The sequence below is a fragment of the Streptomyces hainanensis genome (assembly GCF_004348415.1).
Taxonomy (GTDB): domain Bacteria; phylum Actinomycetota; class Actinomycetes; order Streptomycetales; family Streptomycetaceae; genus Streptomyces; species Streptomyces hainanensis.
The window spans coordinates 1-12,485 of the sequence record NZ_SMKI01000226.1 but is presented as its reverse complement, the minus strand read 5'-3'; the positions used below and the strand labels follow the sequence as shown (position 1 = coordinate 12,485).

General features: G+C 70.7%; 14 protein-coding genes, 1 tRNA gene and 1 pseudogene. 5 read left to right on the top strand and 11 right to left on the bottom strand.

The window, feature by feature from the left end:
• Window positions 1-159: 159 nt before the first annotated feature.
• Both E1283_RS20725 and E1283_RS39930 read right to left on the bottom strand, forming a co-directional pair.
• A complete protein-coding gene (locus tag E1283_RS20725; protein ID WP_132819603.1) occupies window positions 160-438 on the bottom strand; it encodes a hypothetical protein in 279 nt (92 codons plus the stop codon).
• A 184-nt stretch (window positions 439-622) separates the two neighbouring features.
• The gene (locus E1283_RS39930) at window positions 623-1,156 is read right to left on the bottom strand and encodes a hypothetical protein (RefSeq protein WP_132819602.1); all 534 of its coding nucleotides are present in this window, start codon (window positions 1,154-1,156) and stop codon (window positions 623-625) included.
• A 174-nt stretch (window positions 1,157-1,330) separates the two neighbouring features.
• Between E1283_RS39930 and E1283_RS20715 the strand changes: the two are divergent.
• Window positions 1,331-1,504: pseudogene (locus tag E1283_RS20715) on the top strand (site-specific integrase); the annotation flags it as partial.
• 625 nt (window positions 1,505-2,129) lie between these two features.
• Here the strand turns inward: E1283_RS20715 and E1283_RS20710 are convergent.
• Both E1283_RS20710 and E1283_RS20705 read right to left on the bottom strand, forming a co-directional pair.
• Window positions 2,130-2,822, bottom strand: coding sequence for a class I SAM-dependent methyltransferase (locus E1283_RS20710; protein ID WP_243744981.1), 693 nt, complete (start codon window positions 2,820-2,822; stop codon window positions 2,130-2,132).
• 122 nt (window positions 2,823-2,944) lie between these two features.
• Complete coding sequence (locus tag E1283_RS20705; RefSeq protein ID WP_132819600.1) at window positions 2,945-3,406, bottom strand: glycine-rich domain-containing protein; 462 nt, start codon at window positions 3,404-3,406, stop codon at window positions 2,945-2,947.
• A gap of 390 nt (window positions 3,407-3,796) precedes the next feature.
• Between E1283_RS20705 and E1283_RS20700 the strand changes: the two genes are divergently transcribed.
• Both E1283_RS20700 and E1283_RS20695 read left to right on the top strand, forming a co-directional pair.
• Window positions 3,797-4,540, top strand: coding sequence for a hypothetical protein (locus E1283_RS20700; protein WP_132819599.1), 744 nt, complete (start codon window positions 3,797-3,799; stop codon window positions 4,538-4,540).
• Between the two features lie 216 nt (window positions 4,541-4,756).
• Window positions 4,757-5,110, top strand: coding sequence for a VOC family protein (locus tag E1283_RS20695; protein WP_207930474.1), 354 nt, complete (start codon window positions 4,757-4,759; stop codon window positions 5,108-5,110).
• Window positions 5,111-6,257: 1,147 nt separating this feature from the next.
• Here the strand turns inward: E1283_RS20695 and E1283_RS39925 are convergent.
• Window positions 6,258-6,575 carry a hypothetical protein gene (locus tag E1283_RS39925; protein ID WP_425086206.1) on the bottom strand — a complete coding sequence of 106 codons (318 nt, stop codon included), beginning with the start codon at window positions 6,573-6,575 and terminating at the stop codon, window positions 6,258-6,260.
• A 43-nt stretch (window positions 6,576-6,618) separates the two neighbouring features.
• Between E1283_RS39925 and E1283_RS39920 the strand changes: the two genes are divergently transcribed.
• Complete coding sequence (locus tag E1283_RS39920; RefSeq protein WP_425086205.1) at window positions 6,619-6,792, top strand: hypothetical protein; 174 nt, start codon at window positions 6,619-6,621, stop codon at window positions 6,790-6,792.
• 186 nt (window positions 6,793-6,978) lie between these two features.
• Here E1283_RS39920 and E1283_RS20675 read toward each other — a convergent pair.
• The 3 genes from E1283_RS20675 to E1283_RS20665 form a co-directional block, all read right to left on the bottom strand.
• Window positions 6,979-7,051: transfer RNA gene (locus E1283_RS20675), tRNA-Ala, on the bottom strand.
• Between the two features lie 128 nt (window positions 7,052-7,179).
• On the bottom strand, window positions 7,180-7,413 hold the full coding sequence (locus tag E1283_RS20670; protein WP_132819596.1) for a hypothetical protein: 234 nt from the start codon (window positions 7,411-7,413) through the stop codon (window positions 7,180-7,182).
• Between the two features lie 146 nt (window positions 7,414-7,559).
• Window positions 7,560-8,969, bottom strand: coding sequence for an MFS transporter (locus E1283_RS20665; RefSeq protein ID WP_132819595.1), 1,410 nt, complete (start codon window positions 8,967-8,969; stop codon window positions 7,560-7,562).
• A gap of 102 nt (window positions 8,970-9,071) precedes the next feature.
• On the opposite strand from E1283_RS20665, the gene E1283_RS20660 reads away from it, so the two are divergent.
• Window positions 9,072-9,911, top strand: a complete 840-nt coding sequence (locus tag E1283_RS20660; protein WP_132819594.1) for a helix-turn-helix transcriptional regulator — start codon at window positions 9,072-9,074, stop codon at window positions 9,909-9,911.
• Between the two features lie 8 nt (window positions 9,912-9,919).
• Here the strand turns inward: E1283_RS20660 and E1283_RS20655 are convergent, their stop codons facing one another.
• The 3 genes from E1283_RS20655 to E1283_RS20645 all read right to left on the bottom strand — a co-directional run.
• Complete coding sequence (locus E1283_RS20655) at window positions 9,920-10,537, bottom strand: histidine phosphatase family protein (RefSeq protein ID WP_207930473.1); 618 nt, start codon at window positions 10,535-10,537, stop codon at window positions 9,920-9,922.
• 35 nt (window positions 10,538-10,572) lie between these two features.
• The gene (gene rsfS / locus E1283_RS20650; RefSeq protein WP_132819592.1) at window positions 10,573-11,028 is read right to left on the bottom strand and encodes a ribosome silencing factor; all 456 of its coding nucleotides are present in this window, start codon (window positions 11,026-11,028) and stop codon (window positions 10,573-10,575) included.
• Between the two features lie 125 nt (window positions 11,029-11,153).
• The coding region (locus E1283_RS20645) for an LCP family protein (protein ID WP_132819591.1) at window positions 11,154-12,485 on the bottom strand (1,332 nt) is incomplete at its 5' end.

The window sequence follows — 12,485 nt, the reverse complement described above, 5'->3', positions numbered from 1 at the left end:
ACCCGCCACCCGCCACACAAGCTCGGACATGGCATCCGGCACCCGCCGGACGCCGGGGACCTGCCGGCGCTCGTGCCGCGGACTGCCCTGGCCACCGCGTGGTAGCCAGGGCCCTCGCAGTTCCCGGGCTGTTCCGCCCCGATCGCCAATTCGGCCGACCTACACGTACACGTAGATGTAGAGCATGGCCATGTAGGGCGCGTACCCCACGCAGTCGAAATCGACTGCCTGGCCGGAAGCCACGTACTGCCATCCCGTGGCCGCGCACTGCCAGATGCTCCCGTATCCCACGTAGACCCGCACCAGGGCAGCGGGTTGCACCTGCGCGGTTTCGGACGCGGCTGCGGCACGCGTGGCCGGCGATGCGGCGGTGGCGGTACCGGCGGCTGCGAGGGACAGTACGAGGGCCCCACTCAGCAGCCCAAGTCGCTTACGCATCTTGCAACACCTCTTCTGTCACGTGTGCTTGGTGATGCGACCAACAGGGTGCGCAGGGGGGTGCATACGGAGTCGCGGCCGGGTTTCCCCCGTTTCTCCGCATCATGGCACCACGCAGTTGACCGCGAACTAGCTGTGCGTGCGCGAGGGCGCTCTCCCCGATCGCCCGGTGCGCAGCTGTGGATCAGCGAGGTCGGCACGGCAGTGCTCCAGGCGTCCGCGGCGGATCGTTGCGGCGACTGGTGACTGTCCCCGGCCGGTCCTGGAACAGCTGGTGCGGTGTCCGCAGGGAGACGTGGTGGTAGGCGGCGATGGTGGCCGGCCCCAGGTCGGCGTCGGGCGTCGGAACGGCGCGTAGCCGGCGGTTCATTCCCCGCCGCTGGCTGTCACCCCAGGTCAACGTACGCCACGTGGTACACCCACGCGCCGAGATCGCACCAGACGGTGGACGTCTTCCCGCTTGGGTCGGCCCAGGCTGGGGGCCGTCGTGCCGGTACTCGTACCCGTTGTCGTACCGCTTGCAGGTGATGGCGGCCTGGAATCGCGTGGTGCCGTCGCCGTAGCAGGTGACGGCCGCGCCCTCGTGCCCGCCGCTGCCCGTCACCAGCTCATAGGTGCAGCCGGTGATGGTGGCGGACGCCGGCGTCGCGGCGGCCACGCCGCCGACCGCCGCGGCGAGGGCGGTGGCGGCCGCCCCGAGACGGTGTCGCATGCTCATGCGGTATCCCTCCCGATGTCGGATCGATGCGTTACCACTGTGCTGCCAACCACCGCCGCAGGTCGTCAGCCAGGAGCGCGGAGTTCCTTAACACCCAGTGCATGCGGGGCCCTTCGCGGGCACCGCAGCGAACCCGAGCTCCACGACAGCATGCGCACCAGCAGAAGGGACACGGAGCTGCGGCACAGCTTCGTGTCGCAGCTCTCCGACCACGACGTCCCCGTCGAGGAGATCGCCAAGCACGTCGGGCACCCGGCCACGGCCACCACGGAGAAGTTCCCACGGAAACAGATCCGCCCGGTCATCCAGACGGGAGCGCGGGCGATGGACCGAATCTTCGGGGCCTGAGCACGGATCGGGATCCATAGGCACTCAGATGGGCACGCAGAGGCCCCCTCCCTGACGGGAGGGGGCCTGACCTGTAGAGCTAAGGAGAATTGAACTCCTGACCTCTTGCATGCCATGCAATCCAACCCCCGGCGGGGCAGGCCGGATCAGCCGTCTGACCTGCGCGAACCATCCCCTGACATCCACCGCCGTCCACAGCGGTTCGCGCCCGTTGTCACTCAGATAGTCACTCACCCCGCTCCCCGGTAGACCTCGGGCACGGCAGCGTCGAGGCCACGTAGCATCTCTCTGGGGCCACGCTCGAAGCCATCATCGTTCGACTGGGCTGGCTCGGCGTCACAACTAGACCTTGGGACGCCCGCGTCGACATCCGACTGAATGAAATGAGCCCCTCCGTCTCACATCACCGCAGGTCAACAAGTGTCGTCCCCGCACCGGCGGGGATCGTCCCGCGGTCGCGGTCGAGCTTTTCGGGACGAAGGCGTCGTCCCTGCACCGGCGGGGGTACCAACATGCGGTAGACGCGTCCGCAGCTGCCGGCCATCAGCCGGGTCCTCACCGCCCCTGCGAGGGATTGGCATCCTCACTACGTGAGGACACCCCGTGCTCATTCCACTGCCGGGCATCAGGTTCGGCGGGAGGCGGTGACGAGCAGCGTGTCGGCGGTTCGTGGTCCTTCGCTGAGGGCGGGGAGCAGGTCGGTGGTGATGTCGGTCAATCTGGCTTCGCTGAGGAGTTTGGTCCACACCTGTTCTTGGAGGACCCAGCGGCGCATGGTGGTGGGCTGCCCGTCGGAGCGCTTGGCGGGGATGTCGGCGTGGGTGACGTCGGTCTCGGCGGGTTCGCCGCCCAGGTAGTGGGCGAGGGTTGCGAAGGCCAGCCGACCGCCCGGGCGCAGCGCAGCGGCCGCCGCCGGCAGCAGGTGCTGCGGGTCGGTGAAGTCGAGAGCGCCGAAGACGCTGTACAGCATGTCGTAGCCGTTCGGCGCCGAGCGCAGGTGGGTCACGACGTCGGCTTGGACGAGTCGGAGTCGGGGGGTGAGGTGGCCGTAGAGGCCGGTGGCGATCGCGTGTTGCGCGGCTGAGGCGTCGATCGCGTCGACGCGCTCAGGTCGTTGGTGGGTCGCCAGGTGGGCGGCGTGTCGTCCGGCTCCGGCACCCAGGTCGGCGACCCGTAGGCCGGTCAGGTCGCCCAGGACCTCGGCACCGGGTCCGCCGCTCTGGCTCCAGTCCCAATGGAACGTCTCGGGGACGGCGCGGTCGGTGGTGGCGCGGGTGCGGCCGTAGTGGTGCCAGAGGTCCGGGGTGCTGGTGGTCACCCGCCTCATCCTGACCGACACCACGCGTCCGCGGGCAGGTTCTACGGAAACTCACCCCGGGTGAGCGCCGGAGGGCTCCGGCCGGTCGGCCGGAGCCCCGAGTTGTACCGGCTGGTACCGGCTCAGTGGGAGTCGTTGCCGGGGTGGCAGGGGCCACACTTGGCGGCGTCGGCCCACAGCGGGAGGTCGATCTCCCAGCCGTCGGCGGCGATCCGCTGGGCCGTCCTCATCACGGAGCCATCGTCCTTGTACTCGACCAGGGGCACGTGGTGCAGGAAGTACCCGTCATTGAAGCGGTCGCACAACTCCGCGTACGCCACGGTGTCGAGGATGATGGTGTGCACGCCGATGTCGACCAGCGTGCTGGGTGCAAGCCCCAGCTTCTCGCCGCGGTGGGCCATCGTCGTCAGCAGGTAGGCGTAGCCCTGGTCCAGGACACGGGCGGCCATCACCGAGTCGTAGGGGTAGTCGCGCTGGAGCAGCGCGACCTGCTTCTCCCACAACACGGTCGGGACCACTTCCCGCGCGGAGCGGAACGAGAGGGTCGTCGGCCTGGTGGCCGGGAGCGCCGTCGCAGTCGTCATGATGCCTCCGTTGGGCTGTGCCCCGCCGGTCGGGGCGACACCTCAAGAACACCGCGCTGAGCAGCTCGGCAGTGATCAACTCTCGTGTGCCGCAAGTCTTTTGCACGTCGTGCAAGAGGTGTCGACGCTCCTGGCCGGGCACGCGTACTGACCCCCTCCAGGTGAGACACAGCGGTTGTCCCGCTCGCGCTGCTGAACACATGGAACGTCGACGAGGCGCTGTACGTGGGTGGCTTTGTTCACTTCAAGCGGTTCTGGCTCAACTTCCGTGACGCGGTGACTTTCTCACCCCGTTGCCGAACCATGTGAGCTGCGAGAGCGTGATGAATTACGGCGCGTGGGAACAGGGCACCTGTCACCACTGCGTCGGCGTCTGGCCTTGGGGGCGACATGTGGTTCAGCATCACGGTGTCGGCGGTGATGTTAGGGCTGGCCTGGTTCGTCGTGGGTGGATTCCTCGGGCTCGGCAATGTGTTCCGCCGAGCCTGGCACGCCTACCGGGCGTGGGCCCACCGCAGGTACCTCGCCGGTCTCCCCCCGCCGACGGTGGCTCCGGGGGATGTGCGTGCGCGGGCTCGCGAGGTGTTCTCCGCGATCTGCGACGCCGCCGGTCCACAGGGGTACGCCGTGATGGAGGGGTACTTCACCGCCCGGCGATGGAACGAGTCCGACGTTCGCATCATTCTTCGAGAGCTGCTCAACCGGGGGCTGGTAACCGCACACCCGCGCTCCCGCCATCTCTACGCGCCCACCGCGCGGGGCGCCGACGTCTACGGGAGGGGTCTCATGGACGAAGCGAAGGGCCAGGTCAGCATCAACGCCACCCACGGCGGGTCCATCGTCGGAGTGAACGTGCACAGTGACGGGGCGACCGCGCAGGTAGGCACCGCGAATCAGGCGACCCCACAGGTGCCCGCCTACCGCGAGATCGTGACCGCGCTCCGCGCGGACGCGACGACCGCGCGGGACGTGGAGGCCCACGCCGCCCGCAACCACGCGGACGACCTGGAAGAGGCCCTGGCAGCCGACGACCCGCCCCGCGTCGACCGGGTGATCGGCCGAATCAACGCCCTACTCGCCGCGGCGACGTCAGCCTTCGCCATCACACGCGGGATGCTGCCACCGAACGGCTAACCAGCCCTGCCCAGCGTCAGCCGTCACTCGCAGTTCACCCCTTCACGGAAGTTGAGCCAGAACCCTTCAAGCGGCAGCGTTTGTTCGTCGGTCGGAAGGCGGCTGGTGGGTCGGCGGTGCCCGTGGTTGTTCACGAGAAATGACGTCACTGCGCGGGACAGCTCGCCCCTCGGCGGAGGGACGGGTGGGCCGCCGGTCCTGTCTATGATCAGACCCATGGCACTGGAATGGGAACAGATCATCGTCGACTCCGCTGACCCCGTCGCTCTCGGGCGCTGGTGGGCCGAGGCTCTCGGCTGGGTGGTGGTCGACGAATCCGAGGAAATCATCGAGATCCGGCCTGAGCCGGACAAGATGCCGGGCCTGCTCTTCGTGCCTGTCCCCGAGGGCAAGACGTCGAAGAACCGGCTCCACCCCGACTTCCGCCCCAACGACCAGCAGGCCGAGGTCGCCCGGCTGCTCTCCCTCGGAGCCCGGCGCGCCGACACCGTGCAGGACAAGCAGCACTGGGTGACCCTCCTCGACCCGGAGGGCAACGAGTTCTGCGTCCTGAGCGAGCGGAAGAGCTGAGGGCGGCGAGCCGTACGACCACGTCACCGAAGTCGACTTCCGCCTCCATGCCGGGCGGGTGGGTCTGCGCGACGAACGCCTCGATGGGCACCTTGCCCGCCTCCACCGCGATCCGCGGCTTCCGATCAGCGACGTAGCGCCTGACCACCGGATACGACACGTTCGCGCCGTGTTCCTCGACCAGCCGGTGGAAGATCCGGGTCACCGTATGCCGCTGCTTGCGCGGCGCATCCACGTCCGCCCGCAGGATCCCGTCGATCACCGCCTTGTACGGATCCAGCGCCTGACGGCCGCGGCGGCAGCGGCATGCGCGGCTCCGGCCAGGCCGAGTCCACCGCCTTGCCCACCGTCCGCCCCCCGACGTTGTACCTGCGCTCCAACTCCCGCATCGTCACGCCGGACCGGTGATCCCGCCGGATCGCCGCGTACAGTTCGACCTTCGACCTCTGCGGCATGACCAGGACCTTTCACCGCGGAACACCCCGATGCAGTCCTGGCAAGCCCCCACCGCCGTCAAAACTCGGTTCTGGCACAGATCTTGGGGAGCCGTTGCGGAGGGTGACGGTGTCGTTCGATTGCAGGGGAAGGACACGAGCCGGGGCCCGTCAGCGTTCACGCATTCTGGTCCACCACCAGCTGAACGTCGCCAACTGGATGTTGTTGGGTTCCGGCAAGGTACGGCGCTCTAGTTCGTCATCGATGCGCGTGATCAGTCGGCCCAAGTCCCGTTTGGCTCCGGGAGGAAGGTGCAGCATCGCCCACTCCAGGTCATCACGGGCATCGTTTATCCCGGGCGACCAGAACACGGAGACATCCAGGTACCGGCCGGGCTGCCTGAAAGCCGACTCGATACGAGACAGGGCATGACAGACCGCATTGGGCCGCATCCCTTGTTGGTCTTCGACCCGGCGGATCGCCGCACGAGTCCGCGCGGAGACACCGTGGACCCTCAGGACCGGACACTGCCATCGTGGCCGCCACCGCTCTGCACGGACGGCCTTGGGACGCCTACGCGGCATCGCCCTTTCGGATCAACATGAGGCCACCCTTCCACGGCCGGGCCGCATGAGCCTCTGTCACAGGCAAATGTTCCTACTTCTCGGTTCTGCGGTGGCGGACGGCCGGCACGGCGGATGTGCTTGCTGCCTCACCGCACGAGGAGCAGTCGCCGGTGGGACGTCGGGCCTTCCTCGCCGTCGGCGGCCTCGCCGCACTCGACCAAACCACGATCGACGAAGTCCTGCCCCGGATCGCCCCGCGCGAGCTGCCCCGAGCCGTTCGGCCCGACGACATCGGTCAGGTGCGGGAGGCGGCCAGGAACCACGCGAGCGCTGCCCACTGCTGTGCATCGGATCGGTGCTTCTTCGTCTTCGTCTTCGTCTTCGCCTCCGACGTCGGCACGGTCCTGGACACCGCCAACGTCCGGCGAGCATTCCGCCGGGCCATCCGCCAGGGTCGACGGCATCAACCCCGCCGAGTGGACGCCGGGGGAGCTGCGGCACAGCTTCGTGTCGCCGCTGTCCGACCACGACGTCCCCGTCGAGGAGATCGCCCGGCTCGTGGGCCACTCCAGCTCCGAGACCACCGAGACCACCGAGACCACCGAGAAGGTCTACCGCAAGCGGATCCGCCCCGTCATCCAGACCGGAGCGCTGACCATGGACCGCATCTTCCAGGGCTGAACCGACCGGGCCAGGCGCATACCGGGCCGGCGAGGAGAGGCAGAAGGCAGTTCGACGAGGCAACAACCGCGAGACGTTGACGCCCGAATGCCGCGCAACGGGCACGGGGATCCGAGATGAGGACACTGGTCACTCAGTTAGTCACGCAAGAGGCCCCCTCCCTGACGGGAGGGGGCCTCTGACCTGTGGAGCTAAGGAGAATTGAACTCCTGACCTCTTGCATGCCATGCAAGCGCTCTACCAACTGAGCTATAGCCCCTTGCCTGGTCCGCCTCGGTTTCTTCCCTTTCGGGCTTCCCCCTCGGCGGCGATGCCTACTTTACACACCCTCCCCGGTGGATTGCCAAATCGGTTTCGGCGGGCGCCCGGGAGGGCTGGGGGGCGGGGTCAGACGCTGGCGAAGGAGTAGAAGCGCTTGAGCGCGCAGTGCTCGTCGAGGAGGCGGCCGTAGATCGGTTCGCCCTCCAGTTCGCGGTAGACCTCGATGGGGTCGCCCTTGATGATCAGCGCGCGGGCGCACTCGACGCACCAGTACTGGTACGAGGCGTTGATCGGCTGGAGGTCCCGAACGATCGGGGTGCCGGCTCCACACCAGTCGCATTTTCTGCTGTGTGCACCCATGAGTGATCAGCTCCACCCTCGGTCGCGGGCCGTGCCCACATGGACATCCCCACCCCGGCTTGGATCCGATTCTGCCACGGCCCCTGCGGACGGTTAAGCCGGTGATCCCACCTGATGGCCACGGAGACGGGATCGATACACGACGATCAACGCCTCTTTACCCTCCCGACCCCGCGGGCAACCGCCCCCGCGGCCGCGGCCGTCGCCGCCACGGCGGCGAGGGCGACCATCGGCGGCCACAGGTCGAGGCGGTCGAGGTAGAGGGTGCCGACCGCGGCGACGCCGGTGAGCATGCCGAGTTGGGTGGTCATCATCGTGATGCCGCTGGCGTCGGCCGCGTCCTCGGGACGGACGCGGGCGAGGGCGGCGGTCAGGGTGGGGCTGTAGGCGAGGGCCAGGCCGGCGCCGCCGAGGGCCAGGACGGTGAGGGTCGGGACGTCGATGTCACCGCCGTCGCGGAGCAGGAGTCCGCCGGCCAGCGCGGTGGCGCAGGAGAGCAGCAGCCCGGCGGCGGGCAGCACGGGCTGCCGGTGGGCCGGGACGCGGCGCCAGAGCAGCGAGACGGCGCCGAAGGCCAGGGCGGTCGGCAGGAAGACCAGGCCGGCGCGGAGCGCCCCGTAGCCGAGGCCGCCGATCGCCTCGGGGGCCTGGACGTGCAGCGAGAGGACGAAGAGGTTGCCGCCGTTGATGGTCATGGACAGGAAGATCCGGAGGGTGGCGAGCGGCATGCCGGGGCTGGTCAGCACCCGCGGGGCGATCAGCGGTTCGCCGCCGCCGGCGGCGAGGCGGGACTCGTGGCGGAGGAGGACGGCGAGGAGCGCGGCCGCGGCGGCGAACGACAGCCAGCACCAGGCGGGCCAGTCGTTCTCCTGCCCGAGCACCAGCGGCACGGTGGTGAGGGTGACGGCGGCGGTCAGCGTCAGCAGGCCGGCCGGGTCGAGGCCCCTGGCGCGCTCGGCCGAGTTCGGGCGCTCCAGGGGGAGGCCGCGGGCGGCGAGGACGAGCAGGGCGACGCCGATGGGCACGTTGACCAGGAAGACCGACCGCCAGCTCCAGCCGAACAGGTCGGCGCTCACCAGCACCCCGCCGGCGATCTGGCCGGCGGCGGCGCCGGTGGCCAGCACGGCGGCGAAGCCGGTCAGCGCCCTGACCCTGGACCGGCCGGTGAAGGTGCGCTGGATGAGGCTGAGCACCTGCGGCAGCATCAGGGCCGCGCCGGTGCCCTGGACGAAGCGGGCGGCGACGAGGGTGCCGATGCCGCCGGCCAGGCCGCAGGCGAGCGAGGCGGCGGTGAAGACCGCCAGGCCGACGAGGAAGAGCCGCCCGGGGCCGTACCGGCCGCCGAGCCGGGCCCCGGTGATCAGCAACACCGCGTAGGCGATGGTGTATCCGGCGATGATGAGCTGCAACTCGCCGCCGGTGGCGTGGAGTTCGCCTTGGATGGTGGGCGCGGCCACGTTGACGATGAAGACGTCGAGGAGCGCCATGAACTGGGCGGTGAGGACGATGGTGAGGAGCAGACCCGGGCGGGTCCTGGTCGCGGCGAGCGTGGTCATGGCAGGACCCTGCCGCCGGTCCGGTACGGGTAACGAGAGCCCGCTGATACTGGTACCGGCAGACTCCTGGCAACGGGTCGGGCGCGGTGGCAGCCTGGAGGCATGACGATCATGGCGACGACGCGGCGCCGGCCGGAACTGGCCAGGTTCCTGCGCAGCCGGCGGGCCAGGATCACGCCCGCCGAGGTCGGCATGGCGCCCGGGGTTCGGCGGCGGACGCCGGGTCTGCGGCGCGAGGAGGTCGCGCAGCTGGCCGGGGTGGGGGTCACCTGGTACACGTGGCTGGAGCAGGGGCGGCCGATCAACGCGAGCGCGCAGGTGCTGAACGCCGTCTCCCGGACGCTGCGGTTGGACGCCGCCGAGCGGGAGCACCTGTTCCGGCTCGCCGAGGTGGCCTGGACGCCGGATCCGACACCGGACACCGCCGCGGTGGGCCCGGACGTGCAGTTGGTGCTCGACACCCTCGGTCCGCTGCCGGCGGTGGTCTACAACAGCCGCTACGACGTGCTGGGGACCAACGCCGCCTACCGCGCGATCTTCTTCTCGGACCGGGCGGCGGGCGGCAACGCCCTGTGGCAGCTGTTCACCGAACTGCCGTGGGACTGCCCGCTGGTGTTCCGCGATACGGAGCTGAAGGCCATGGTGGCCACGCTGCGCGGCGCCTACGGCAACCACGTCGGCGAGCCGTCCTGGGAGCGGTTCCTGAGCGAACTGTCCCGGGCGAGCCCGGAGTTCGCCGCGATGTGGGCGAGCGGCGACGTGGTGCCGCCGGGGCCGGCCGTCAAGACGTTCCGGCACCGTGCGGTCGGCGAGCTGCGGATGCGTTCGCAGTCGCTCTCGGTGCACGGGATGCCGGAGGCCCGGATGGTGGTCTACGTGCCGGGGGACGAGGCGAGCCGGGCCGCCGTGGAGCGGCTGCGCCTCGCTGGTGGCGACGTCTGACCGGGGGGTCAGACGTCGTCGCCCAGGACGGGCTCGGGGAGGGAGCCGGCGTTGTGCTCCAGCAGCCGCCAGCCGCGGACGCTCTCGCCGAGCACCGACCAGCAGCAGTTCGAGAGGCCGCCGAGCGCCTCCCAGCTGGGCGGGGTGAGCCCGATCAGGCGGCCGATGGTGGTGCGGATGGTGCCGCCGTGGCTGACCACGACGAGGACGCCGCCCGGCGGCAGCTTGTCGGCGGCGCGCTCGACGACGGGCGCGGCCCGGTCGGCCACCTCGGTCTCCAGCTCGCCGCCGCCGCGCCGCACCGGCTCGCCGCGCTTCCACGCCGCGTACTGCTCGCCGAAGCGGGCGCGGATCTCCTCGTGGGTGAGGCCCTGCCAGGCGCCGGCGTAGCTCTCCCGGAGGCCCTCGTCGTGGCTGACGGGAAGCCCGGTGACGGCGGCCAGCTCGGCGGCCGTGTCGACCGTGCGCTGGAGGTCGGAGGAGACGATGGCGTGCGGCGCGAGCGAGGCGAGCAGCCCGGCGGCGTGCCTGGCCTGGGCGCGGCCGACCTCGGTCAGGGCGATGTCCATCGTGCCCTGGAAGCGGTGCTCCAGGTTCCAGGCGGTCTGGCCGTGGCGCCAGAGCACGATCCGCCGGTTGTGGTTGGTGCCCGGGGCCGTGCTCAGCGGAGCTCACCGCCCTGGGCGCCGCTCCCGGCGGCCTCGGCGGCCTCGTTCTCCCTGGCGTGCTCGACGGCCCTGCCCCGGGTCGCCGTGGCGTCCTCCGGCAGCCCGATCACCGGGCAGTCCTTCCAGAGCCGCTCCAGGGCGTAGAAGACGCGCTCCTCCGCGTGCTGCACGTGCACCACGATGTCGACGTAGTCCAGCAGGACCCAGCGGCCCTCGCGCTCGCCCTCACGGCGCACCGGCTTGACGCCGAGGTCGTTCTGCAGCGCCTCCTCGATCCCGTCGACGATGGATCTGACCTGCCGGTCGCTGGGCGCGGAGGCCAGCAGGAAGGCGTCGGTGATGGCGAGGACGTCGCTGACGTCGTAGGCGATGATGTCGTGCGCGAGCTTGTCGGCGGCGGCCTGGGCGGCGGCCTCGACCAACTCGGTGGCGCGGTCCGTGGCGGTCACTGGTGCTGCGGTCTCCTCGGCTCGGGGGCAGGCGCCCCCTGGACGGGCGTCGTCACCCGTCCAGGGTCTCATGGCGTGCTGACGGTGCCCCGCGGACGGTCGGCCGGTGCGGTCGACCGGCCCGGTCACCCCTCATAATCCTCGCCCAGGACGATCGTCACATCGGCATTTCCGCCGCCCTCACCCTGAGTGACGACGTCCTCGGGCAGGCCGAGGGTCCTGGCCGCCTCCAGGGCCGTCTGCTGGTCCTCCGCGTCGGTGTAGGTGACCTGGGAGGCCGGCTCGGTCTCGGCGGCCGAACGGCTGTCGATCACCGTGAAGCCGCCGTTGACCAGGGCGATCCTGGCGGCCTCGGCGGTGCCCTGGACGCCGCTCGCGTCCCGGACGCCGATCCGCGGCGTGGCGTTCGGGTCGGCGTTGCTCACGGTGCCGCCGAGCACGTCGGCGACCACGCCGTCGGCGGTCTCGTCGCTGATCGTGCCGTCGGTCTCCACCGGCAGCTGGGTGGTCTGGTAGGCGTCGGCCTGCGCGTAGCCGGCCAGTCGGGCGAGGAGGTTGCCGAGCTGGTCCTCGCGGAGCGAGGGGTCGACGATCTGGTTCAGGCCCTCGACCACCCGGGTGGCGCCCGCCTCGTCGGCCGGCAGTTCCTCGAGCACGGCCTGGAGCACCTGGCCGAAGCGGGCCAGCTGGGCGCTGCCCGGCTCGTCCTCGCCCCGCAGGGTGGCGTAGGCGACGGCGGCCCGGCCGGCCAGCGTCACGTCCTCGCCGCGCGGCACCAGGGGGTCCTCGCCGTCCTCGCCCGGCACCTCGGCGTCGGTGGTCAGGGTGATGCCGCCGACCAGCTCGACCAGGGTCTCCAGGTACGGGGTGTCGAGGCGCCAGGTGCCCTGGATGTCGGCGCCGAGCAGGCCGCCGACGGCCTCGCGGACGGAGGCCGCGCCCTCGCCGGCGACCGCCTGGCCGAGGGTGGTGGTGCCGCCGTCCGGGGTGACGGTGAGCTCGTTGGGCAGCAGCAGCGTGGTGCCGGCCTCGGTGGTCTCGTTGCCGACCAGCAGCACGGTGGAGGTCTGGTCCGAGTCGAGCGGCCGCAGGTGGACCACGACGACGTCCCTGACCTGGGCGCCGGTCGCGGTCTCGGTGGCCGGGTCGGCGTCGGAGAGGAACGGCAGCCGGTCGGTGGCGTAGAGGAAGCCGACGCCGCCGAGCAGGGCGAGCACCAGCGCGACGACCAGCAGCCGGCGCCGGCTGCGGCCGCGGCGCTTGGCCTCCTCGCGGCGCTCGGTGCGGCTCTCGGAGAACTTCAGCCAGTCGATGACGTCTTCGGAGTCGGTGTTCTCGTCCTCGACGAAGGCGAACTGCTCGGTCTGGTAGTCGCCGTCGCGGCCGTCGGCGGGCCCCTCCCCCGGCGTGCGCGGCCCCGGCACGACGCGGGGGCGCTCCGCTTCGGGGGCGGGCGC

What these genes read in the sequence shown, in the direction of transcription:
- E1283_RS20670 (WP_132819596.1), bottom strand. Translation starts at nt 7,413, where the DNA reads ATGGGTGCACACAGCAGAAAATGCGACTGGTGTGGAGCCGGCACCCCG.
- E1283_RS20725 (WP_132819603.1), bottom strand. Translation starts at nt 438, where the DNA reads ATGCGTAAGCGACTTGGGCTGCTGAGTGGGGCCCTCGTACTGTCCCTC.
- E1283_RS39925 (WP_425086206.1), bottom strand. Translation starts at nt 6,575, where the DNA reads ATGCCGTCGACCCTGGCGGATGGCCCGGCGGAATGCTCGCCGGACGTT.
- E1283_RS20695 (WP_207930474.1), top strand. Translation starts at nt 4,757, where the DNA reads ATGGCACTGGAATGGGAACAGATCATCGTCGACTCCGCTGACCCCGTC.
- E1283_RS20700 (WP_132819599.1), top strand. Translation starts at nt 3,797, where the DNA reads ATGTGGTTCAGCATCACGGTGTCGGCGGTGATGTTAGGGCTGGCCTGG.
- E1283_RS39930 (WP_132819602.1), bottom strand. Translation starts at nt 1,156, where the DNA reads ATGAGCATGCGACACCGTCTCGGGGCGGCCGCCACCGCCCTCGCCGCG.
- E1283_RS20665 (WP_132819595.1), bottom strand. Translation starts at nt 8,969, where the DNA reads ATGACCACGCTCGCCGCGACCAGGACCCGCCCGGGTCTGCTCCTCACC.
- E1283_RS20705 (WP_132819600.1), bottom strand. Translation starts at nt 3,406, where the DNA reads ATGACGACTGCGACGGCGCTCCCGGCCACCAGGCCGACGACCCTCTCG.
- E1283_RS20660 (WP_132819594.1), top strand. Translation starts at nt 9,072, where the DNA reads ATGACGATCATGGCGACGACGCGGCGCCGGCCGGAACTGGCCAGGTTC.